We start from the raw sequence: 21074 nt of genomic DNA, 5'->3' as shown, positions 1-21074 counted from the left end.
GAAGCCGTATGACCCGCTCTCCCTTTCGCCGTCTGGTATTTGGCACCTTGCGCCGGCTGTTGTACCTCTGGGTTCGCTCAGAGACGATCAACCAGTCGTCCCTTACCCTGAACCTCGACCGCAGTCGTCCGGTGTTTTACGTCCTGCAATCCCCGTCCCTCACCGAGTTGGCGGTGGTTGATACCGAATGTACCAAGGCCGGCCTGCCGCGCCCGGTGCTGCCGGTATCAGTCGGCCCGTTGATGGAACCGGCGGCCTTCTTCTACCTGACGCCCGACCCCGACTGGCTCGGCCGCCAGGACAAGCGTGGCGCACCGCCCACCCTCACCCGCCTGGTGGACGTACTCACCGAACACGCCGAAGAGAATGCACAGATCATTCCAGTCAGCGTGTTCTGGGGCCAGTCGCCCGACAGCGAGTCCAGCCCGTGGAAACTGCTGTTCGCCGACAGCTGGGCCGTCACCGGCCGCCTGCGCCGGCTGCTGAGCATCCTGATCCTGGGTCGCAAGACCCGGGTGCAATTCTCCGCGCCCATCAACCTGCGTGAATTGATCGAGCACAATAAAGGCCACGAACGCACCGTGCGCATGGCCCAACGCATCCTGCGGGTGCACTTTCGCAACCTGAAAACCGCCGTGATCGGCCCCGACCTGTCCCACCGGCGCAACCTGGTGAAGGGCTTGGTCAACATGCCGCTGGTGCGCCAGGCGATCCTCGACGAGGCCGAACGCGAGAAAATCACCCCCGAAAAAGCCAAGGCCCAGGCCCTGCGCTACGGCAACGAAATCGCCTCGGACTACACCTACACCGCCATCCGCTTCCTGGAAGTGGTGCTGAGCTGGTTCTGGAACAAAATCTACGACGGCATCAAGGTCAACAACATCGAGGGCGTGCAAAAGGTCGCCCAGGGCTACGAGGTGATCTATGTGCCGTGCCATCGCAGCCATATCGATTACCTCTTGCTGTCGTACCTGCTGTTCAAGAATGGCCTGACACCGCCGCACATCGCCGCCGGGATCAACCTGAACATGCCGGTGATCGGCAGCCTGTTGCGCCGTGGCGGGGCGTTTTTCATGCGCCGCACCTTCAAGGGCAACCCGCTGTACACCTCGGTGTTCAACGAATACCTGCACACCTTGTTCACCAAGGGTTTCCCGGTGGAGTACTTCGTCGAAGGCGGACGTTCGCGCACCGGGCGCATGCTGCAACCGAAGACCGGGATGCTGGCGATCACCCTGCGCAGTTTCCTGCGCTCCTCGCGCATGCCCATCGTGTTTGTGCCGGTGTACATCGGCTATGAGCGAGTGCTGGAAGGCCGGACTTACCTCGGCGAGCTGCGCGGCGCGAGCAAGAAGAAAGAGTCGATTTTCGATATTTTCAAAGTGGTCGGCGCCCTCAAGCAGCGCTTTGGCCAGGTCGCGGTGAACTTCGGCGAACCGATCAAGCTGGCGGAATTCCTCGACAACGAGCAGCCCGACTGGCGCGCCCAGGAACTGGGTCCGAACTACAAGCCGGCCTGGCTCAATGAAACCACCAACCGCCTCGGCGAACGGGTGGCGCAACACCTGAACGAAGCGGCGGCGATCAACCCGGTGAACCTGGTGGCATTGGCGCTGCTGTCCACCACCCGCCTGGCCCTGGACGAACAAGCCATGGCGCGCCAGCTGGATCTGTACCTGGCGCTGCTGCGCAAGGTGCCCTACTCGCCCCACACCACCTTGCCCGAGGGGGATGGCCTGGCGCTGATCAAGCATGTAAAGGACATGAAACTGCTGTCGGAGCAGAGCGATGCCCTGGGCAAAATCCTTTATCTGGACGAGCAAAATGCCGTCCTGATGACCTACTACCGCAACAACGTGCTGCACATTTTCGCCCTGCCGGCGCTGCTGGCGAGTTTCTTCCAGAGCAGCTCGCGCATGAGCCGCGAACAAATCCTGCGCTACACCCGCGCGCTCTACCCATACCTGCAATCGGAGTTGTTTATCCGCTGGACCCTGGACGAGCTGGACGCGGTGGTCGACCAGTGGCTGGAAGCCTTCGTCGAACAAGGCCTGCTGCGCTTCGAGAACGAGGTGTACCTGCGCCCGGCCCCGAGTTCGCGACACTTTGTACTGCTGACGCTGCTGTCCAAGAGCATCGCCCAGACCCTGCAACGTTTCTACATGGCCATCTCGCTGCTGCTCAACAGCGGCCAGAACAGCATCAGTGCCGAAGAGCTGGAAGACCTGTGCACGGTCATGGCCCAGCGCCTGTCGATCCTCCATGGCCTGAATGCCCCAGAGTTCTTCGACAAGAGCCTTTTCCGACATTTCATCCAGACGTTGTTGGAACAGGATGTGCTGCGCCGCGACGAGGCCGGCAAGCTGAGCTATCACCCGCTGCTGGGCGAGCTGGCCGAGGGCGCGGCCAAGCGCGTATTGCCGGCAGATATTCGCCTGTCAATTCGCCAGGTGGCCCTGCATCGCAGCGAAGACGCGGCAGACAAGCCCGTCGCACCCGAAGAAACACACTAGAGTGACCGAGGCGCCAGGGTGTTTCTGGCGCCGCTGACAAGGAGCTGTACCATGAAAAAAATCATCCTCCTGGGCCTCACCGCCCTGCTGGGAGCCTGCCAGACCATGAGCCCCGCCCCCAAAGCCAGCCTCGACGGCGAAGTGTTCTACCTGCAACGCATCGCCCTGCCGCCCGCCGCCACCTTGAGTGTGACCCTGCAAGACGTGTCCTTGATGGACGCCCCGGCCGTGACCCTGGCCGAGCAGAAAGGCCCGGTGAAGGGCCAGGTGCCGCTGCCCTTCCACCTGAGCTATGACCCCGCCCAGGTCAAGCCCGGCCACAGTTACTCGGTCAGCGCTCGCATCGAACTGGATGGCAAGCTACTGTTTATCACCACCGAACGGCACTCTGTGCAGTTGAATGGCCAGGATCCACAACCGCTGCGCGTACGCGTGGATGCGGTTGCACACTGATTAAAAATTCGAACATAAGGAAGCGTCCATGCTCCGTAACTCCCTTCGCCTAACGGCCCTGTGCGCCGGCCTGCTGCTCGGTGCCAACGCCATGGCCTTGTCTCTCGGCAGCCTGTCCCAGGGCGACGCCGCCGGCGGCCTCAAGGATGCACTGACCCAAGGCGCGCAGATTGCCGTGAAACAACTGGGCGTGCCCGGCGGTTTCAGCAACAACCCCGAAGTGAAGATCGGCCTGCCGGGCAAGTTGGGCAAAGTCGCCGACAAACTGAAAATGTTCGGCATGGGTGACCAGGTCAACCAACTGGAAGCCAGCATGAACAAGGCGGCTGAGTCTGCCGTGACCCAGGCTCAGCCGATCCTGGTAAATGCGGTGAAAAACATGAGCGTGACCGACGCCAAGGGCATCCTCACCGGCGGCCAGGACTCGGCCACCCAGTACCTGAACAAAAGCAGCCGTGACGAGATTCGGGCCAAGTTCCTGCCGATCGTCAAGGCGGCCACCGACAAGGTTGGCGTTGCCCAGCAGTACAACGCCCTGGCGGGCAAGGCGGCGACCTTTGGCGCGATTGATGCCAAGAGTGCCAACGTCGAAAGCTACGTGACCGAACAGGCGCTGGACGGGCTGTTCAAGATGATTGCGCAGCAGGAAGAGACCATTCGCAAGAACCCGGCAGCCGCGGCTACCAGCTTGGCAAAGAAGGTGTTTGGCAGCTTGTGAGCCAACAGGATCGCCCCTCTGCCCGGGGCGATCCCTTTCTCTGTTGCTATGCGCTGCGAACGAGGGATAACGACCCCATCGCAACCAGCCCGAAGTTGATTTTTCCTGCGTGGTAGTCAGAACTCGTTGAACAGGGTTTCGGCGGGCATGCGGGCTCTGGCGGCCTTGTCTCGCACGGCTTTGGCTTCGAGCACTCGGGCTGTGGCGGTTTAGGAGGGCGGGCAATCATTCGTATGATGGAACAAATACACATAGGGCAATCCTTCAATCCATTTAGACGTCTTCACTTACCAGCTCCAGCGACCGCCAGAACCGGCAGCTCAAAATACCTGCAATCAGGTAGTCCCTAAGTGGAAGGAACGTCCGAAAACGTTCCGTGCCCTGCCTTGGAATATGAACGCTGCCCGCCTTACACCACGTCCTTCTTGATCCTGAACCAGGCCGCGTACAAGGCCGGCAGGAACAACAGCGTCAACGCCGTCGCCACAATCAAACCGCCCATGATCGCCACGGCCATCGGCCCGAAGAACACACTGCGGGACAGCGGGATCATCGCCAGTACGGCCGCCAGCGCGGTCAGCACAATCGGCCGGAAGCGTCGTACCGTCGCCTCGATAATTGCCTGCCAGGGTGCCAGGCCCGCCTTGATGTCCTGTTCGATCTGGTCCACCAGGATCACCGAGTTGCGCATGATCATCCCCGACAACGCGATGGTCCCCAGCATCGCCACGAACCCAAAGGGTTGGCGGAACACCAGCAGGAACAGTGTCACCCCGATCAAGCCCAACGGAGCGGTGAGAAACACCATCGCCGTGCGCGAGAAGCTGCGCAGTTGCAGCATCAGCAAGGTCAACACCACCACGATAAACAGCGGCACACCGGCCTTGACCGAGTTCTGCCCACGGGCGGAATCCTCGACCGTGCCGCCGACTTCCAACAGGTATCCATCCGGCAGTTCAGCGCGCACGCCTTCCAGCGTCGGCAGGATCTGCTGGACCAGGGTCGCCGGTTGTTCCTTGCCGTAGATATCCGCGCGGATGGTCACCGTCGGCAGGCGGTTGCGGTGCCAGATGATGCCTTCTTCAAAGCCGTATTCCAGGGTCGCGATCTGCGACAGCGCAACGCTCTTGCCGTTGTCGGTCGGCACCGCCAGGCTTGGCAGCAGCGACAGTTCAGTACGTTCGTGAACAGTGCCGCGCAGCAGGATTTCGATCAACTCGTTGTCCTCGCGGAACTGGCTGACGCTGGAACCGGTGAGGGAACTCTGGAGGAATTTCGACAGGTTGGCAGTGCTCACACCGAGGGCGCGGGCGCGGTCCTGGTCGACGTTGAGGTAGACGATCTTGCTCGGTTCTTCCCAGTCCAGGTGCACGTTGACCACGTGGGTATTTTCGCGAACCTTGGCCGCCACTTTCCGCGCCAGGGCCCGAACTTCTTCGATGTGCTCGCCCGTCACCCGGAACTGCACGGGGTAGCCAACGGGAGGGCCGTTTTCAAGGCGCGTGACCCGCGAGCGCAGGTCCGGGAATTGTTCGTTGAGGGTCTCGATCAGCCAGGTGCGCAGGCTTTCGCGCTCCTCGATGGTTTTGGCCAATACCACAAACTGGGCGAAGCTGGCGGCCGGCAGTTGCTGGTCCAGCGGCAGGTAGAAACGTGGCGAACCTGTACCGACATAGGCCACGTAATTTTCAATACCCGCATGTTCCTTGAGCAACGCTTCAAGGCGTTTGACCTGGTCCGCCGTGTTGCTCAAGGACGCACCTTCCGCCAGTTTCAGGTCGACCATCAGTTCCAGTCGCCCGGAAGCCGGGAAGAACTGTTGAGGCACAAAGCGAAACAGCGCCACCGAACCGATAAACAACAGCAAGGTCAGGACGATCACCGTCTTGCGGCGACGCACGCACCATTCCACCAGGCGCCTTACGCGCTGATAGAACGGCGTGCCGTAGGGATCCGGCCCGTCGGTACCATGCTTGGCCGCATGAATCTTCGCCAGGTCCGGCAGGAGTTTTTCCCCCAGGTACGGCACGAACACCACCGCTGCGACCCACGAGGCCAGCAGTGCGATGGTCACCACCTGGAAGATCGAACGGGTGTATTCACCGGTGCTCGATTGCGCCGTGGCAATCGGCAGGAAACCCGCCGCTGTAATCAGCGTGCCCGTCAGCATCGGGAAGGCGGTGCTGGTCCAGGCGAAACTCGCAGCCTTGAGCCGGTCGTACCCCTGTTCCATTTTGATCGCCATCATTTCCACGGCGATGATCGCGTCGTCCACCAGCAAGCCCAGCGCTAGCACCAGTGCGCCGAGGGAAATTTTGTGCAGGCCGATGCCAAGGTAATACATGGTGGCAAAGGTCATGGCCAACACCAGCGGAATCGCCAGGGCGACCACCATGCCGGTGCGCACACCCAGGGAGAAGAAGCTCACCAACAACACAATCGCCAGGGCCTCCGCCAGTACCTGGACGAATTCGCCGACACTGGTTTTTACCGCTGCCGGCTGGTCCGACACCTTGCGCAGTTCCATGCCCGCAGGAAGGTTCTTCTGCAGGCGTGCGAATTCGCTTTCCAGGGCCTTGCCCAGTACCAGGATGTCGCCACCGTCGCGCATGGCCACGGCCAGGCCGATGGCATCGGCGCCCATATAACGCATGCGCGGTGCCGGTGGGTCGTTGAAGCCGCGATGAATCTCGGCCACGTCGCCGATGCGGAACGTGCGATCACCGACCCGGATCGGGAAGTCGCGAATCTCTTTAACGGTCTTGAAGTTGCCGGAAACCCTTAGCTGCACACGCTCGCTCGGGGTTTCAAAGAAGCCGGCGGTCGACACTGCGTTCTGCTCTTGCAGCGCCTGTTGAACGGCAGCCAGCGGCAAGCCGAGGGTGGCGAGCTTGAGGTTGGACAGCTCGATCCAGATCTTCTCGTCCTGCAAACCCAGCAGTTCGACCTTGCCGACATCCGGCACCCGTTGCAGCTGAATCTGGATACGGTCGGCGTAGTCCTTGAGCACGGCATAGTCGAAGCCGTCGCCGGTCAGGGCGTAGATATTGCCGAAAGTGGTGCCGAATTCATCGTTGAAAAACGGGCCCTGGATATCCGGCGGCAAGGTCTGGCGAATATCGCTGATCTTCTTGCGCACCTGGTACCAGAGGTCCGGGATCTGCGCGGAATGCATCGAGTCCCGGGCCATGAAGGTGACCTGGGATTCACCGGGGCGTGAGAAGGAAACAATGCGCTCGTAGTCGCCAGTCTCCATCAGTTTCTTTTCAATACGCTCGGTGACCTGGCGTGACACTTCCTGGGCGGTCGCCCCCGGCCAATTGGTCTTGATCACCATGGCCTTGAAGGTAAACGGCGGGTCTTCGCTTTGTCCCAGCTTGGTGTAGGACAAGGTGCCGACCACTGCCAGCAGGATCATCAGGAACAGTACGATCTGGCGATTACGCAACGCCCATTCGGAAAGATTGAAACCCATCGGGGACTACTCCTTGGCCGCCAGACTTACCACTCGGTTGGCGCGATCCACCGGGCGCACTTGCTGGCCCTCATGGAGTACATGCACGCCGGCGGCGATCACCCAGTCGGTAGGGTTCAAGCCTTCCAGCACCGGCACGGTCTTCTCGCCAAAGGCACCGATGCGCACCGGTGTACGCTTGAGGGTGTTGTCGGGCTGTACCACCCAGACGTAGGACGCCCCGTTCTCCGCGCTGAGGGCAGACAGCGGCACCGCCAAAGGAATCACGCCGTCGGCCTGTATGAATACGCGAGCGCTCTGCCCCAGTTCAGCAGGCACCTTGCCGCCGGTAAACGCGACACGGGCAGCGAAGGTTCGCGACTTTGGGTCGGCGGCGGGCGACAGTTCGCGGATACGACCGTTGAAGCGCTGGTCGGGCTGGCTCCATAACTCCACGGACACCGGCTGGCCAATCTTGAAGCGCCCGAAGCTTTGCTCCGGCAGGCTGATCAGCACCTCACGCTCGCCATCGGTGGCCAGGGTAAACACGGTCTGGCCGGCAGACACCACCTGGCCGACTTCCACCGCACGCTTGGCGACCACACCATCCTGGGGCGCCCGTAGCACGGCGTAACCCGCCTGGTTATTGGCCACGTCGAATTCGGCCTTGATCTGCTTGAGACGGGCTTCACCGGAGCGGTAGAGATTTTCGGAATTGTCGTACTGGGAACGGCTGACCATCTGACGGTCCATCAGGGTCTTGTAGCGGTCACGCTCGGCGCGCACCAGGCTCAGGTTGGCCTCGGCGGCGGCAACCTGGGCGCGTGTGGCTTCGAGTTGCAGGCGTACGTCCTGGGGATCGAGCTCTGCGAGGGGCTGGTTGGCCTTGACGCGCTCACCCTCCTCCACCAGTCGTCGGCTGACTTTGCCGCCGATGCGAAAGGCCAGGTCGGGTTCATAACGGGCGCGCACCTCGCCCGGGTAGCTGTCGGAAGCCTGCGCCGAAGGCTCTGGCTGAACCACCATGGCCGGGCGAATGGTGGTTTGCGCGGCTTCTTCATGGCCACAGGCAGCCAACAGGAGTAACAAGCTGGCAGGCAACGCGAGTGGCAGGAAATAGCTGCGCATGCTGAAGGACCTTTCGCTAATGGTGCTAGGAATAATTATACTGGCCAGTATGTTATTAATACCAAACTCACCAGTCCAGTAATAAAGTGAAAATGTCCGACAATCCTGTAAACACCAATAGCCCTGGGCGTCCCAAGGACATGGCAAAACGCCAGGCGATCCTCAATGCGGCGAAAATCCTGTTTTTGAGTAATGGGTATGCCAGTACCAGCATGGATGCGGTGGCGGTGGAGGCCGGGGTGTCGAAGCTGACGGTGTACAGCCATTTCACCGACAAGGAGACGCTGTTCTCGGCGGCGGTGGTCGCCAAGTGCGAAGAGCAGTTACCGGTGATGTATTTCGAGCTGCCCGAAGGTATGCCGGTGGAGAAGGTGCTGCTTAATATCGCGCGCGGGTTTCATGTGCTGATCAACAGCGAGGAGTCGGTGAATTTGCATCGGTTGATGATGACTTCCGGGAGTCAGGATCCGAAGTTGTCGCAGATCTTTTTCGAAGCTGGGCCGATGCGTATGTTGCAGGGGATGGAGCGGCTGCTTTGTAAGATCGACCAGAGTGGCGCATTGCGTATTGCCAAGCCGTTCACCGCGGCGGAGCATTTTTTCTGTTTGCTCAAGGGGACGGCGAATTTTTGTTTGTTGTATGGGTGCGGGGGGCAACTGAGCGCAGAGGCGGCCGAGGAGCATGTGCAGGAGGTTGTGGGGTTGTTTATGCGGGCTTATCGGGCTTTTTGAACTGAGTACATATCCGTTATTTAGGTAACGGCCACTTAGGGTTCCGCTCTTACAGCGGCTCACTTTTGAACAGCGCAAAAGTAAGCAAAACGCTCTTGCCCCACCACTCGGTACCTCGCTTAGGCTCGGTGTGCTCACTCCGGCTTTGGACCGTGGGCCGCCGTCATGGGCCATCCATGGCCCAGGACGGCTAACCCGGCGTCCTGCCGGGTTACCCACGCTCCAAAGCCTGCGTTCAGCCAGCGTGGTTTAACGGGGCGCCTAAGATCAAGATCAAGATCAAAAGCAAGAGCACAGCGGCCTCCCGGCCGGCTTGAGTGTTGAAGAGCCAAATCAAAAGCTAAAGCGGGCACGGTCCAAAAAATGTGGGAGCGGGCTTGCTCGCGAAGGTCGTTAACGATGACGCTGGCATTCTGGATGAACGCGGCGCTCTCAGGTTTTTCGCGAGCAAGCCCGCTCCCACAGAAAAGCAGAGCCACCCCGACCGTAGCAGCTGTCGAGCGCCAGCGAGGCTGCGTGCCTTTGATCTTGATCTGCTTTTGATCTTGATCTGCGGGCCCCGTCAACCACGATGGCCGCAAGTAGGCACGGTGGAGCGGGTAAATCGGCAGGGATGCCGATTTAGCCGCGCCGGGCCATGGATGGCCCGTCGCGGCGGCCCGCGGAACCGGGCCGGAGTGCGGGCATGCCGAGCCTAAGCGAGGCACCGAGTGGTGGGGCAAAGACCTTTTGGTTACTTTTGGGGCGTTTGCCAAAAGTGACCCGCTGTAAGAGCGGAACCCTAAGCGGCCGTTACCTAAATAACGGATATGTACCCAGCCCTCAGGACTTCAACGCCTTCTTCGGATAAATATCATACCGACTGGACTTCCCATCCAACGCATGACTCGGCTTCACCCCCTCAATGCAAGGCGCCTTACGCGGCCGCTTAACCACCACCCGATGGCTGGCCAAAGCCAACGCCGCCGCCAACAACGCCGGCGCATCCGGATCATCCCCCACCAAGGGCCGAAATAACCGCATCTCCTTCTTCACCAACGCAGTCTTCTCCCGATGAGGAAACATCGGATCCAGATAAATCACCTGAGGCGGCTCCCCCTCCCAACTGCGCATTACCTCAATGGAATTGCCCTTGAGCAACCTCATCCGCGCCACAATCGGCGCCACCTCAAAATCCTCGGCCCCGCGCGCCAGACCATCCTCCAGCAACGCCCCAATCAACGGCTGACGCTCAACCAGGCTCATCTCGCACCCCAAACTGGCCAGTACGAAAGCATCCTTACCCAACCCCGCCGTAGCGTCCAACACCCGCGGCCGCACGCCCTGCGCCACGCCCACCGCCTTGGCAATCATCTGCCCGCTGCCACCACCGTACAAACGCCGGTGCGCCGCACCACCCTCCACAAAATCCACCCGCACCGGCCCAGGCGCGTCAGGCCCCAGTTGTTGCATCTGCAGCCCCTGCTCCCCCACCTGCAAGGCAAAGTCCGCCTCATCCAGCTGCAAAGGCAACCCAAGCTGCTCGGCCCAGTACTGGGCGCGGGCCTGAAAACCTTCGGCCAAGGCCTCGACCCGAATGCGGCTGGCCGCTGGTTGTTCGCTCATCGATGACTACGCTCAAAAATATTAAGGATCGGCGAAAAGCGGCCGATAAAAAAAAGGATCAGGCATTTTGCCAGAGCTGAGCGACGATCGAGAGAAATGTCAGACATTCCTTCGCTATTTACCGGTGTACTGCCGACCCACAACCACTTCGGCCTGCGCAATACCCAAGCGCTGGCCGGGGTCAGTCATGTGTGGCAGGACTTCTTCGCCCAGGCATTGGCCGAACAGCTCGGCGACACGCCCGGCGCGCGTGCCAAGTCCGTGGCAATCCCGGTAGATCCATCGGTTGAACCCAGTGAAGGCAGTGACCTGCTGTCGCAGATCGTCACCCAACGCGCGTGTGACGTGAAAGACACCGAGATCGCCCCGCCCGAGCCGCTGTTCCTGCCCATCGCCGAATTCGAACTGGAATTGCTGCCACCTGCCCCGCCTCCGTATCCGGCGGAAGAAGTGGTCGCCCAGCAAAAGCAGCAGAACTTCGAAAACGGTTGGGTGCGCCCTATCGTGCTGACCGCCGGCCAACCGCTGCCCGTGCCTGGCCCGGCGCCTCAGCCACGCCCACTGCATTTGCCGATTGCCGAATTCGAACTGGACCTGCTGCCACCGCCACCGCCGCCATTCCCGGCAGAAGAGCTGGTTGAGCAACAGAAAGCCCTGGACTTCGACAGCCGCTGGGCTCGCCCGCTGATTATCCACAACCTGCGCCTGGCAGCCTGAGGCTCAGCGACACACCCACCAACGCCCCATGTCGAGATGAAAGTGGTTTCGGTGGGCGGCGTTGTAATCCGGGCTCAACACCACGTTGAAATCCTTGCAGGCACCGTCGCGTGCCTGCCGCAGGAAACGCGCACTTTCGCCGTCACCCGGCCAATCCTTGAGCACGCTGATGGTGCGCCCGTCCGCCAGGCGAAACCCGGCGATGTCCAGGGCGTTGGCCGACGCGTGTTGGCTGAGTCGCCCATCGGCACGGTTGTAGATGTTGCGACAGGCAAAGCTGCCGAGATGATCGACCCGTGTCACCGCCTGGCCAAACACCGCCTGGGCCGCCGGTTGCAGGCTGTGGCGCTCGAACAGGGCGAACGCCACGGCCAGCGGACAACTGGCGAGAAAGCTGCTGCTCAGTCCGACCTCCGCCCCCTGGACGCGCAAGGTATTGCGCAGCGGGCAGGCGGCATCGGCAGGGCTGTCTGCCTGATGGGTGACCCGCAGCCCGGAAGTTTTCAGCACCTGTTCACACAGTGCAGGGTCATCCTGCAGGCGCCCAAGCTTGAATCGGGTCAACAGGTTCGGGCTTGCGCGCACGTCCAGCGGTGCCCACGGGTTCCAATCATCGGGCAGCGGCACCCAGCCTCGCCACACGCCGACAAACAGACCGCCCGCCAACACGAGCAACACTCCCAGCACGTTGAAGAAACGCACGGTCCCTCAACCCTTGAACAGTTGATTGGCCTGGCTGAACGGCATCGAGCGTTCGGTAAAGGTAAACGTCCCCAGTTCATGAACCTCCCGGGCTGCCCTGAAGAACTCCCCATAAGCCGCCAGGGCCATGGCCGAGCCGACGCTGATGCGTTTGACGCCCAGCTCGCTCAACTGCGCCACGCTGAGTTTCAGAGCGCCCGACATCAAGATATTCACCGGTTTGGGCGCGACCGCCTTCACCACGGCCAACACTTCCTCGGCACTGCGCAGGGCCGGCGCATACAGCACATCGGCACCGGCTTCGGCGTAGGCCTGGAGGCGGCGGATCGTGTCGGGCAAGTCCAGCCGGCCATGCAGCAGGTTTTCCGCGCGGGCGGTCAGGGTGAAGGGAAATGGCAAGCTGCGGGCTGCGGCGACCGCGGCTTCCACGCGCTCGACGGACAGGTCAAAGGGATAGATCGGGTCGACGGCAATCCCGGTGGCGTCTTCGATGGAGCCACCGACAATGCCGGTAGCTGCGGCGCGCAGGATGGTCTCGGCGCAACCCTGGGGCGTATCGCTGAACCCGTTTTCCAGGTCGGCGGCGACGGGCAGCGAGGAGGCCTGGACGATCATCCCGGCGTTGCCCAAGGTGTCTTCCAGGGACAACGCCCCTTCGGCATCCGGGCGGCCGAGGCTGAAGGCGAAGCCGGCGCTGGTGGTGGCCAGGGCTTCGAAACCCAGGCTGGCGAGCATTTTTGCGGAACCGGCATCCCACGGATTGGGCATCACGAAGGCACGGTCACGCTCATGCAGGGCCTTGAAGGTTTCGGCGCGAAGGGTTTGGGCATCCATGACTGACTCCTGTCGGGAAAAGGAGCCTTAGAGTAACCCCAGTTGCTCCGCTTCGGGTTCTCGATGAATCTGCGGCAAGGCCGGCAAGCCTGGCAAACGCACCATCAGCTTTTCGTGAAAGCGCAAAGCCAGTTGGGCGGCCAGGCGATTGTCTGAGGTGTGGAGAAAGACATAGGGCGTGCGACCCTCTTCGATCCAGCCGGCGACCTTTTCAATCCAGGGCACCAGGAACGGGTCATTGGCTTCCAACTCCGGATGGCCAATAAAGCGCACTTGCGGAAATTGCGTCAGCGCCGCCGGGCGAGGCGGCACCTTGGGTTTTTTCGATTGGGCATGCAGCACGGCGGCCGAGGTGGACGTGCAACTGAACAGCGCACGCGGGTCCAAGCAGATGCGCTCGACGCCGCGGTCGCGCAGCAAGCGGTTGAGACTGCGCTCGGCGTCGCCCTTGGCGAAAAACTCCAAGTGACGCACTTCCACCGCCAACGGTCGCTCCACGCCGTCAATGAAACCCGCCAGTTCGCTCAGGCGCTGCGGGGTAAAGCTGGCCGGCAGTTGCAGCCACAACGGCGAAATTCGCTCGCCCAGCGGGCTCATCAAGCCAAGAAAACTTTCCGCCGCCGGTAACTGCTCAATCAGGTTGCCGCTGTGGCTGATGTCACCCGGAAACTTGGCGGTGAAGCGAAAATGTTCGGGCATGATTTCAGCCCAGCGCTGCACGGTGGCGACGGAAGGACGGGCATAGAACGTGGTGTTGCCCTCAACGGCGTTGAAGACGTGGGAATACAGGGCGAGGTAATCGCTGGAACGGGCGTCGGCGGGATACAGGTAGTCGCGCCAGGCGTTTTCACTCCAGGACGGACAACCAAGGTAATAAGGCAACAGCATCAGATATGGATATCGAGGCCCAGCACTTCCATATCCCATTCGACAAAGCCGGCGGTGGTCAGGTAGCTGGCCAGGGCATTGGCGACGTTTTTGCTCATGGAGCGCGGGAAGACCATGTCTTGCTGGCGGGCAGGAACACCGCTGGTGCGTGCACCGCTGGACGCTTGGGAGCGCGTTGAAACAGCGGAGGTATCGGACTGGATTTCAACAAAGTCGGGCGAGTCTTCGACGGAGTCGTCTACCGTCACGTTCGCCTTGCGAGGCTTACGCTTGAGGGGGTAGGACTGTGATGAAAAGCCGTCTATGCGCATACATGCGAACTCGGTATCGGTGATGGCATTTTAGTGGCGCTTTCCATGGCGCGCAAATGCTCTGGTGATAACTAGAACACATAATTGGTAAAAGGTTTAAAAACGCGGGCAAATTCTGACGATTGGCGATTTTTGCCTGAATTTGCCCGCATTTTTGACGTCAAATAATGCCGCGCTCAGCCTTGGTCTGCGCCACTTTATCCCGCAGGTACACAGGGGCTGCCTGGTCCGCCGGAATCGCCTCGCCCCGCTCCCAGGCAAAGCGTGCCAGGGCCAGCAGGTCTTCAGCATGGGGCAACATTGCGGCATCCTGGCCGGCAAGCGTCACGCCAATGCGCTCGCCATAGCCCCAGCCAGTGCCCGCCCCGAACCAGTCGCCGCTGACATCATCCGGCAAGGCCGCCGTTTCCGGCGACAGCACAGCTTCAGCCCCCACCAGGCGCATTTCGCCAGCGGTTTCGCGGTAGCAGCCCCAATACACTTCATCCATGCGCGCATCGATGGCCGCCGCAACCTGGCTGGCGCCGTGCTCGCGAAACGCCCGCTGCGCCAGCACCGCCAGGTTGGACACTGGCAATACCGGACGCTCCAGCGCAAACGCCAGGCCCTGGACCACACCAATAGCGATGCGCACACCGGTGAACGCACCCGGGCCACGCCCGAATGCGATGGCGTCCACCGCCGACAAGGTGGTGCCCGCGTCCAGCAACAGCTGCTTGATCATCGGCAACAGCTTCTGCGCGTGCAGGCGCGGGATCACCTCGTAGTGGCTTGTGACCTTGCCATCGTGCAGCAGGGCAACGGAGCAAGCTTCAGTCGCGGTGTCCAGGGCCAGCAAGGTGCTCATCGGTGTATGCATCCACGTTGAAAAAAAGTGCGTCAGTATAAACAACAACGGCCCGCAAGCGGGCCGTTGTCAATCAAGCGGATGAACGATCAGCTCAGCGCTTGCAGTACTTTGCCAGTGATGGCTTCAACCGAACCCACACCTTCGATGTGGCTGTACTTCGGTTTGCCCTGGGCGGCCGAGAGTTTCTGGTAGAAGTCCACCAGCGGCTTGGTCTGGGAATGGTAAACCGACAGGCGATGGCGCACGGTTTCTTCGGTATCGTCTTTACGCTGCACCAGTTCTTCGCCGGTGACATCATCCTTGCCAGCCACTTTCGGCGGGTTGTAGACGATGTGGTAGACGCGGCCCGAGGCTTCGTGAACACGACGACCGGCAATACGCTGCACGATCTCTTCGTCTTCAACGGCGATTTCCACCACGTTGTCCAGCTCGACACCGGCCTTCACCAAGGCTTCAGCCTGGGGAATGGTGCGCGGAAAACCGTCGAACAGGAAACCGTTCTTGCAGTCGTCCTGGCTGATGCGTTCCTTGACCAGGTTGATGATCAAGTCATCGGAGACCAGGCCGCCGCTGTCCATCACGCTCTTGGCGATCAGGCCCAGCTCGGTGCCAGCCTTGACGGCCGCGCGCAGCATGTCGCCGGTGGAGATTTGTGGAATGCCGAATTTTTCAGTGATGAACTTTGCCTGAGTACCTTTACCGGCCCCGGGAGCTCCCAGCAGAATGACGCGCATCGATGTGCTCCTCAATTTTTTATAAAGATGACGCTCGGATTCGCCGCATGGGGCCAATCTCGGAAATTTTGGGTCCCGGCCGCACAAACGGCCAAAGGCTGATCAAGATACACAGCAGGCCCAAACCACACAAGCCGCCGAAAGTAGGAGAAACCCGCGCCGCGCTGGCTTTATAGGCAGGTACAACCCTGACAGCAAAACGCCGGTCGCCTTTTTGACGGCGACCGGCGCGATGTCTCTGCAAGCTATTGAGAACACGCCATAAATGTCAGCCGGTGTTGCGCAAACCAGCGGCAATACCGGCCACAGACACCAGCAGCGCCTGTTCCAGAGGGCTGTCCTGTGCCGCTTCCTGTTGCCGTGATCGGGCCAGTAATTCGGCCTGCAGCAGGTGCAACGGGTCCAGGTAGGTGTTGCGCAGGCGGATGAACTCCAGGGTATCGGGGCTGTGGGCCAGCAGTTGAGACTGGCCAGTCAGGCCAAGCACCACGCTGCACGCCTGCGACAATAGGTCGCGTAAGTGCGCACCCAATGGCAGCAGATCGGGCTGCACCAGACGCTCGTCATACAGGCGGGCGATGTCGGCGTCGGCCTTGGCCAGCACCATTTCCAGCATATCGATGCGCGTACGGAAGAATGGCCACTGCTCGCGCATCTGCCCCAGCAACTCGCCTTCACCGCGCTCCAGAGCCTTGCTCAACGCCGCTTCCCAGCCGAGCCAGGCCGGCAGCATCAGGCGTGTCTGAGTCCAGCCGAAGATCCACGGGATCGCCCGCAGGCTTTCGATACCGCCGGCCCGGCGCTTGGCCGGGCGACTGCCCAACGGCAAGCGGCCCAACTCCTGCTCCGGCGTGGACTGGCGGAAATACTCGACAAATTGCGGATTTTCCCGCACCACGGCGCGGTAAGCGCTGACACCGTCGGCGGCCAATTCGTCCATCAAGTGGCGCCACGCCGGTTCCGGTGGTGGCGGTGGCAGCAAGGTTGCCTCCAGCACCGCTGCCAGGTACAGGTTGAGGTTTTGCTCGGCGATGTCCGGCAGGCCGAACTTGAAGCGGATCATCTCGCCTTGTTCGGTAGTGCGGAAACGCCCCGCGACCGAACCCGGTGGCTGCGACAGAATCGCCGCGTGAGCCGGGCCGCCGCCACGGCCAACGGTGCCGCCGCGACCGTGGAACAGCAACAGTTCGACTTGTTGTTCGCGGCAGATTTCCACCAACTGTTCCTGGGCCCGGTATTGCGCCCAGGCGGCGGCGGTAGTGCCCGCGTCCTTGGCCGAATCCGAGTAGCCGATCATGACTTCCTGCGGGCCTTGCAGACGGGCGCGATAACCCGGCAACAGCAGCAGTTTTTCGATCACCGGGCCTGCGTTGTCCAGGTCAGCCAGGGTCTCGAACAACGGCACTACCCGCATCGGTCGTTGTACGCCGGACTCCTTGAGCAGCAGTTGCACAGCCAACACATCCGACGCGGCGCCGGCCATGGAGATGACGTAGGAACCCAGGGACGCAGCAGGTGCGGCGGCGATTTCCTTGCAGGTGTTCAGCACTTCGGCGGTGTCTGCCGAGGGTTTGAAGTAACCCGGCAACAAGGGGCGACGGTTGGCCAGTTCCTTCATCAGGAAACTGATGCGCGCCTCTTCGTCCCAATCCTCGTAACGGCCAAGGCCCAGGTAATCGGTGATTTCGGTCATGGCCGCGCAGTGGCGGGTGGAGTCCTGCCGTACGTCGAGGCGTACCAGGAACAGGCCAAACGTCACCGCCCGACGCAGGCAATCCAGCAGCGGGCCGTCGGCAATCACGCCCATGCCGCAGCTATGCAGCGACTCGTAGCACAGTTGCAAAGGCTCGAGCAGGTCGCGGTTGTTTTGCAGCACATCGGCGGACGCCGGCGTGGCGCTGGTCAACGAGGTGTGGGCCCATTGGCGTGTGGCGCGCAGCCGCTCACGCAATTGCTTGAGCAACGCCCGGTAAGGTTCGACGCTGTCACCCACCTTGGCCTGCAATGCCGGGCTGGCTTGTTGCATCGACAGCTCGGAGGCCAGGTGATCGATATCGCGCAAGTACAGGTCAGCGGCCATCCAGCGCGCGAGCAGCAACACTTCGCGGGTGACCGGGGCGGTGACGTTGGGGTTGCCGTCGCGGTCGCCGCCCATCCAGGAAGCGAAGCGAATCGGAGCGGCTTCCAGAGGCAGGCGCAAACCGGTAGCCGCATGCAGGGCATGATCAGCCTTGCGCAAATAATTCGGGATGGCGTGCCACAGCGAATGCTCGATCACCGCAAAGCCCCACTTGGCTTCGTCTACAGGCGTGGGTCGGGTGCGGCGGATTTCTTCGGTGTGCCAGGCTTCGGCGATCAGGCGTTGCAGGCGATTGCGGATCTGCTCGCGCTCGGCGGTGGTGAGGTCGCGGTGATCCTGCAGGGCCAGTTGTGCGGCGATGGCGTCGTATTTCTGGATCAGGGTGCGGCGGGCGACTTCGGTGGGGTGAGCGGTGAGCACCAGTTCGATTTCCAACCGACCCAACTGGCGCGCCAGGGATTCGCTGCTGTGCCCTTCACTCTGCAAGCGCGCCAGCAGTTCCGGCAGCACCCGCGACTCAAACGGCGCAGGCGTTGATTCATCGCGACGGTGGATCAACTGGTACTGCTCGGCGATGTTGGCCAGGTTGAGAAACTGGTTGAAGGCCCGCGCCACCGGCAGCAGCTCATCTTCTTTCAGTTGATTGAGGCTGGCACTCAGCTCTTCGCCGGCCACCTGCTCCGAGGCCGCGCCACGGCGGTCGGCCTTGGCGCCTTTGCGGATCTGCTCGATCTTGTCGAGGAATTCATCGCCGTACTGCTCTCGAATCGTGTTGCCCAACAGCTCACCCAGCAGGTGAACATCCTCACGCAAACGTGCATCGATATCGCTCATCAGCCAATCTCCAGCAGAAAATCCGGGACGCTTTGATCCTCAAGAGTGCCGCCCACGGCGACGTCTTACAAGGAACTTTAAACCTTGTGAGTTGCAGCTAGTCTCAACAGTAAGCCGCAGCGTTATCCGCGCTGGCCGGCTGGTCACTCATCATCGCCCGCGTACCGTGGGCTCCATTGAGGTTGCCATGAAAATCCGAGAACTGGCCCAGCATTGGGAAGAAAACGCCAAGGGTCGCCTGACCAAAACCGAATACGCCATCCATCTGGACGTGGAAGCCGCTGCCAGGCTGGCGGCGATCTCCGAGATGTACCCCAAACGCCATACCGAGGAACTGCTCGGCGAGTTGATCGGCGCCGCCCTCGAAGAGCTGGAAGCGAGCTTTCCCTATATCAAGGGCAAGCAGGTGATTGCCACCGATGAGGAAGGCGATCCGCTGTACGAAGACGTCGGCCCAACCCCACGGTTTCTCACGCTGTCACGGCGTTATCTGCACGATCTGTCAGCTCAGTCCGACAAGCAGAAACACTAGTAAACCTCCGCTTCAAAACCCTTGACCCCCCGTATTCAGGGCCTTCCGCAGGCCCTGGATACCGCTGTGCAGTGCAAAAGTTCCAACTTTTAAACGCTGACCGTTCAGTCAGATATTTTTTTAGGCAAATCGCCATCTTCGCTGAACTATTCAAAAAAGCCTCCGGTCACAGCCAGTAAGCCATCACTTGGAACAGCCGTTTGAATAGGCGTCCTGAGCTAACCGCCGGGCCCCGCAGACACTGCAAGCCGGAGATGGATTTGATGTTTTTCAGGAGTTACCTAATGGAGTTGAAGACGATGAAGACCAGCACTGCCAAAACCTCGTTTAACCACCTGCGCGGGCTTAAATTGGCCGCGCTGGCAATCGGCACCAGCTTCGTACTGGCTGGCTGCGCCGGCAACCCGCCGACCGAGCAATACGCTGTTACCCAATCTGCGGTGAACAGCGCTGTCAGCGCCGGCGGTACCGAGTTCGCAGCCGTGGAGATGAAGTCTGCCCAGGACAAACTGAAGCAAGCTGAAATCGCCATGCACGACAAGAACTACGACGAGGCCCGTCGCCTGGCCGAACAAGCCGAGTGGGACGCCCGCGTAGCAGAGCGTAAAGCCCAGGCTGCAAAGGCCGAACAGGCTGTGAAGGATTCCCAGAAAGCTGTTCAGGAGCTGCGTCAGGAAGGCATGCGTCCGGCTGTTATCAAGCCGCAGCAATAAGCCGCTACCTCTGATTGCTTTGCACCCGAAACCGAATTGAAAGGACGACACGACTATGCGTAAACAATTGATGATCCCTGCCCTGCTGGCGATGAGCGTTGCTCTGGCGGCGTGCTCCACCCCGCCGAACGCGAACCTGGAAAACGCTCGGACCAACTTCTCGGCCCTGCAAGCCAACCCGCAGGCTACTAAAGTAGCGGCGCTGGAAACCAAAGACGCCAGCGAGTGGCTGGACAAGGCTGACAAGGCCTACCGCGACAAGGAAGACCAGAAGAAGGTCGACCAACTGGCCTACCTGACCAACCAGCGCGTTGAAGTGGCCAAGGACACCATCGTCCTGCGTGAGTCCGAAGCCAAGCTGAAAAACGCCGGCGACGAACGTGCCCGCGCCCTGCTGGAAGCCCGTGACGCGCAGATCAAGCAACTGCAAGACAGCTTGAACGCCAAGCAGACTGATCGCGGTACGCTGGTGACCTTCGGTGACGTACTGTTCGCTACCAACAAGTCGGACCTGAAGTCGAGCGGCCTGGTGAACATCACCAAGCTGGCGCAGTTCCTGCGTGATAACCCGGACCGTAAAGTGATTGTCGAAGGCTACACCGACAGCACCGGTTCCGACTCGTACAACCAGAGCCTGTCCGAGCGCCGCGCCGCTTCCGTACAGCGCGCACTGGCTCAGCAAGGCGTGGATATCTCGCGCATCGTGACCCAGGGTTATGGCAAGGAATACCCGGTTGCCGATAACGGCAGCGTTTCGGGCCGTGCCATGAACCGCCGCGTTGAAGTGACCATCTCCAACGACAACCAGCCGGTCAAGCCACGTTCTTCGATGGCCAACTGATCGTCTGATGCTACATAAAGAACCCCGCCAATTGGCGGGGTTCTTTGCTTTTGGGCACAAACGGATCAGACCAATATCCTCACCATCTGCACACACTCAACCAAATTTAATCTGTCCGGCGTTGCTAGCCTGTTGGCCTTGGCCTTGACCACCCGGGCCTTGACCGCTTTGTTGTTCAGCTTGCATCAGCAACTTCTTGAGTACCTCCAACAGATCGTCCCCCCCTATCCCCTTGGAGACACCGGCGCCTTGGCCGGCTTCAGCCTTGGGAGCACCGGAATCTTCGATACCCTTGCTGCCAAAATTGCCAAAGCTTTGCGGCGAAGATGAATCATTAACTTGCATATAGATAACTCCACATTAGGTAACCGAATCAGCGACGCTGATCGGTCCGAAATCTGTGGTAATCAATCCAGAATAGTTCCAGCGACTCTAC

At 60.9% G+C, this 21074-nt stretch carries 19 protein-coding genes; 8 read left to right on the top strand and 11 right to left on the bottom strand.

All coding sequences use genetic code 11. From position 1 onward, the window contains the following. The first annotated feature begins 8 nt into the window (after window positions 1–8). Genes plsB through ACUN0G_RS04980 form a run of 3 tightly spaced genes read left to right on the top strand, consistent with a single transcriptional unit; the run spans window position 9 to window position 3684 of the window. Window positions 9–2513: a glycerol-3-phosphate 1-O-acyltransferase PlsB gene (gene plsB, locus ACUN0G_RS04990; RefSeq protein ID WP_445572824.1), complete on the top strand. Its 2505-nt coding sequence runs from the start codon at window positions 9–11 to the stop codon at window positions 2511–2513. A 51-nt stretch (window positions 2514–2564) separates the two neighbouring features. Beyond that, entirely contained in the window at window positions 2565–2966 is a 402-nt protein-coding gene (locus ACUN0G_RS04985; RefSeq protein ID WP_017479432.1) for a YbaY family lipoprotein, read from the top strand. A 28-nt stretch (window positions 2967–2994) separates the two neighbouring features. Continuing rightward, window positions 2995–3684, top strand: coding sequence for a DUF4197 domain-containing protein (locus ACUN0G_RS04980; protein WP_093201165.1), 690 nt, complete (start codon window positions 2995–2997; stop codon window positions 3682–3684). 409 nt (window positions 3685–4093) lie between these two features. On the opposite strand, the gene ACUN0G_RS04975 is transcribed toward ACUN0G_RS04980, so the two are convergent. After that, on the bottom strand, window positions 4094–7159 hold the full coding sequence (locus ACUN0G_RS04975) for an efflux RND transporter permease subunit (protein ID WP_445572823.1): 3066 nt from the start codon (window positions 7157–7159) through the stop codon (window positions 4094–4096). Between the two features lie 6 nt (window positions 7160–7165). Continuing rightward, entirely contained in the window at window positions 7166–8266 is a 1101-nt protein-coding gene (locus ACUN0G_RS04970; RefSeq protein ID WP_421525213.1) for an efflux RND transporter periplasmic adaptor subunit, read from the bottom strand. 92 nt (window positions 8267–8358) lie between these two features. Between ACUN0G_RS04970 and ACUN0G_RS04965 the strand changes: the two genes are divergently transcribed. Then, window positions 8359–8997, top strand: a complete 639-nt coding sequence (locus tag ACUN0G_RS04965) for a TetR/AcrR family transcriptional regulator (RefSeq protein ID WP_445572822.1) — start codon at window positions 8359–8361, stop codon at window positions 8995–8997. A gap of 822 nt (window positions 8998–9819) precedes the next feature. Here ACUN0G_RS04965 and ACUN0G_RS04960 read toward each other — a convergent pair. After that, entirely contained in the window at window positions 9820–10602 is a 783-nt protein-coding gene (locus tag ACUN0G_RS04960; protein WP_445572821.1) for a class I SAM-dependent methyltransferase, read from the bottom strand. Between the two features lie 96 nt (window positions 10603–10698). Between ACUN0G_RS04960 and ACUN0G_RS04955 the strand changes: the two genes are divergently transcribed. After that, on the top strand, window positions 10699–11319 hold the full coding sequence (locus tag ACUN0G_RS04955; protein ID WP_445572820.1) for an energy transducer TonB: 621 nt from the start codon (window positions 10699–10701) through the stop codon (window positions 11317–11319). A 3-nt stretch (window positions 11320–11322) separates the two neighbouring features. On the opposite strand, the gene ACUN0G_RS04950 is transcribed toward ACUN0G_RS04955, so the two are convergent. The 7 genes from ACUN0G_RS04950 to ppc form a co-directional block, all read right to left on the bottom strand. Beyond that, complete coding sequence (locus ACUN0G_RS04950) at window positions 11323–12021, bottom strand: extensin-like domain-containing protein (protein WP_445572819.1); 699 nt, start codon at window positions 12019–12021, stop codon at window positions 11323–11325. Window positions 12022–12027: 6 nt separating this feature from the next. Beyond that, on the bottom strand, window positions 12028–12855 hold the full coding sequence (locus ACUN0G_RS04945; protein WP_445572818.1) for an isocitrate lyase/PEP mutase family protein: 828 nt from the start codon (window positions 12853–12855) through the stop codon (window positions 12028–12030). Between the two features lie 27 nt (window positions 12856–12882). Continuing rightward, entirely contained in the window at window positions 12883–13743 is an 861-nt protein-coding gene (locus ACUN0G_RS04940) for a DUF72 domain-containing protein (protein ID WP_445572817.1), read from the bottom strand. Further along, entirely contained in the window at window positions 13743–14054 is a 312-nt protein-coding gene (locus ACUN0G_RS04935; RefSeq protein ID WP_076017475.1) for a hypothetical protein, read from the bottom strand. The genes ACUN0G_RS04940 and ACUN0G_RS04935 overlap by 1 nt, the downstream gene beginning before the upstream one ends. 160 nt (window positions 14055–14214) lie before the next feature. After that, window positions 14215–14901 (bottom strand): tRNA (adenosine(37)-N6)-threonylcarbamoyltransferase complex dimerization subunit type 1 TsaB, encoded by a 687-nt coding sequence (gene tsaB, locus ACUN0G_RS04930; RefSeq protein WP_445572816.1) that lies wholly within the window; start codon window positions 14899–14901, stop codon window positions 14215–14217. A gap of 89 nt (window positions 14902–14990) precedes the next feature. Then, window positions 14991–15638 carry an adenylate kinase gene (adk, locus tag ACUN0G_RS04925; RefSeq protein WP_421525333.1) on the bottom strand — a complete coding sequence of 216 codons (648 nt, stop codon included), beginning with the start codon at window positions 15636–15638 and terminating at the stop codon, window positions 14991–14993. Window positions 15639–15906: 268 nt separating this feature from the next. Next, the gene (ppc, locus tag ACUN0G_RS04920; protein ID WP_445572815.1) at window positions 15907–18552 is read right to left on the bottom strand and encodes a phosphoenolpyruvate carboxylase; all 2646 of its coding nucleotides are present in this window, start codon (window positions 18550–18552) and stop codon (window positions 15907–15909) included. A 187-nt stretch (window positions 18553–18739) separates the two neighbouring features. On the opposite strand from ppc, the gene ACUN0G_RS04915 reads away from it, so the two are divergent. The 3 genes from ACUN0G_RS04915 to ACUN0G_RS04905 all read left to right on the top strand — a co-directional run bounded on the left by ACUN0G_RS04915 (window position 18740) and on the right by ACUN0G_RS04905 (window position 20638). Next, entirely contained in the window at window positions 18740–19084 is a 345-nt protein-coding gene (locus ACUN0G_RS04915) for a hypothetical protein (protein WP_010176787.1), read from the top strand. A 284-nt stretch (window positions 19085–19368) separates the two neighbouring features. After that, window positions 19369–19797 carry a DUF4398 domain-containing protein gene (locus tag ACUN0G_RS04910; protein WP_010176788.1) on the top strand — a complete coding sequence of 143 codons (429 nt, stop codon included), beginning with the start codon at window positions 19369–19371 and terminating at the stop codon, window positions 19795–19797. Between the two features lie 55 nt (window positions 19798–19852). After that, window positions 19853–20638 carry an OmpA family protein gene (locus ACUN0G_RS04905; RefSeq protein ID WP_258343965.1) on the top strand — a complete coding sequence of 262 codons (786 nt, stop codon included), beginning with the start codon at window positions 19853–19855 and terminating at the stop codon, window positions 20636–20638. A 96-nt stretch (window positions 20639–20734) separates the two neighbouring features. Here the strand turns inward: ACUN0G_RS04905 and ACUN0G_RS04900 are convergent, their stop codons facing one another. Beyond that, window positions 20735–20983 (bottom strand): hypothetical protein, encoded by a 249-nt coding sequence (locus tag ACUN0G_RS04900; protein ID WP_445572814.1) that lies wholly within the window; start codon window positions 20981–20983, stop codon window positions 20735–20737. Window positions 20984–21074: the final 91 nt, after the last annotated feature.

It is taken from the genome of Pseudomonas sp. 32A, assembly GCF_052682255.1.
Note: the sequence above shows the minus strand (reverse complement) of the source record. Positions and strands in the feature narration are given on the sequence as shown.

What these genes read in the sequence shown, in the direction of transcription:
- plsB (WP_445572824.1), top strand. Translation starts at nt 9, where the DNA reads ATGACCCGCTCTCCCTTTCGCCGTCTGGTATTTGGCACCTTGCGCCGG.
- ACUN0G_RS04980 (WP_093201165.1), top strand. Translation starts at nt 2,995, where the DNA reads ATGCTCCGTAACTCCCTTCGCCTAACGGCCCTGTGCGCCGGCCTGCTG.
- ACUN0G_RS04975 (WP_445572823.1), bottom strand. Translation starts at nt 7,159, where the DNA reads ATGGGTTTCAATCTTTCCGAATGGGCGTTGCGTAATCGCCAGATCGTA.
- ACUN0G_RS04970 (WP_421525213.1), bottom strand. Translation starts at nt 8,266, where the DNA reads ATGCGCAGCTATTTCCTGCCACTCGCGTTGCCTGCCAGCTTGTTACTC.
- ACUN0G_RS04945 (WP_445572818.1), bottom strand. Translation starts at nt 12,855, where the DNA reads ATGGATGCCCAAACCCTTCGCGCCGAAACCTTCAAGGCCCTGCATGAG.
- ACUN0G_RS04935 (WP_076017475.1), bottom strand. Translation starts at nt 14,054, where the DNA reads ATGCGCATAGACGGCTTTTCATCACAGTCCTACCCCCTCAAGCGTAAG.
- tsaB (WP_445572816.1), bottom strand. Translation starts at nt 14,901, where the DNA reads ATGAGCACCTTGCTGGCCCTGGACACCGCGACTGAAGCTTGCTCCGTT.
- ACUN0G_RS04965 (WP_445572822.1), top strand. Translation starts at nt 8,359, where the DNA reads ATGTCCGACAATCCTGTAAACACCAATAGCCCTGGGCGTCCCAAGGAC.
- ACUN0G_RS04985 (WP_017479432.1), top strand. Translation starts at nt 2,565, where the DNA reads ATGAAAAAAATCATCCTCCTGGGCCTCACCGCCCTGCTGGGAGCCTGC.
- ACUN0G_RS04960 (WP_445572821.1), bottom strand. Translation starts at nt 10,602, where the DNA reads ATGAGCGAACAACCAGCGGCCAGCCGCATTCGGGTCGAGGCCTTGGCC.
- adk (WP_421525333.1), bottom strand. Translation starts at nt 15,638, where the DNA reads ATGCGCGTCATTCTGCTGGGAGCTCCCGGGGCCGGTAAAGGTACTCAG.
- ACUN0G_RS04955 (WP_445572820.1), top strand. Translation starts at nt 10,699, where the DNA reads ATGTCAGACATTCCTTCGCTATTTACCGGTGTACTGCCGACCCACAAC.
- ACUN0G_RS04900 (WP_445572814.1), bottom strand. Translation starts at nt 20,983, where the DNA reads ATGCAAGTTAATGATTCATCTTCGCCGCAAAGCTTTGGCAATTTTGGC.
- ACUN0G_RS04915 (WP_010176787.1), top strand. Translation starts at nt 18,740, where the DNA reads ATGAAAATCCGAGAACTGGCCCAGCATTGGGAAGAAAACGCCAAGGGT.
- ACUN0G_RS04905 (WP_258343965.1), top strand. Translation starts at nt 19,853, where the DNA reads ATGCGTAAACAATTGATGATCCCTGCCCTGCTGGCGATGAGCGTTGCT.
- ppc (WP_445572815.1), bottom strand. Translation starts at nt 18,552, where the DNA reads ATGAGCGATATCGATGCACGTTTGCGTGAGGATGTTCACCTGCTGGGT.
- ACUN0G_RS04940 (WP_445572817.1), bottom strand. Translation starts at nt 13,743, where the DNA reads ATGCTGTTGCCTTATTACCTTGGTTGTCCGTCCTGGAGTGAAAACGCC.
- ACUN0G_RS04910 (WP_010176788.1), top strand. Translation starts at nt 19,369, where the DNA reads ATGGAGTTGAAGACGATGAAGACCAGCACTGCCAAAACCTCGTTTAAC.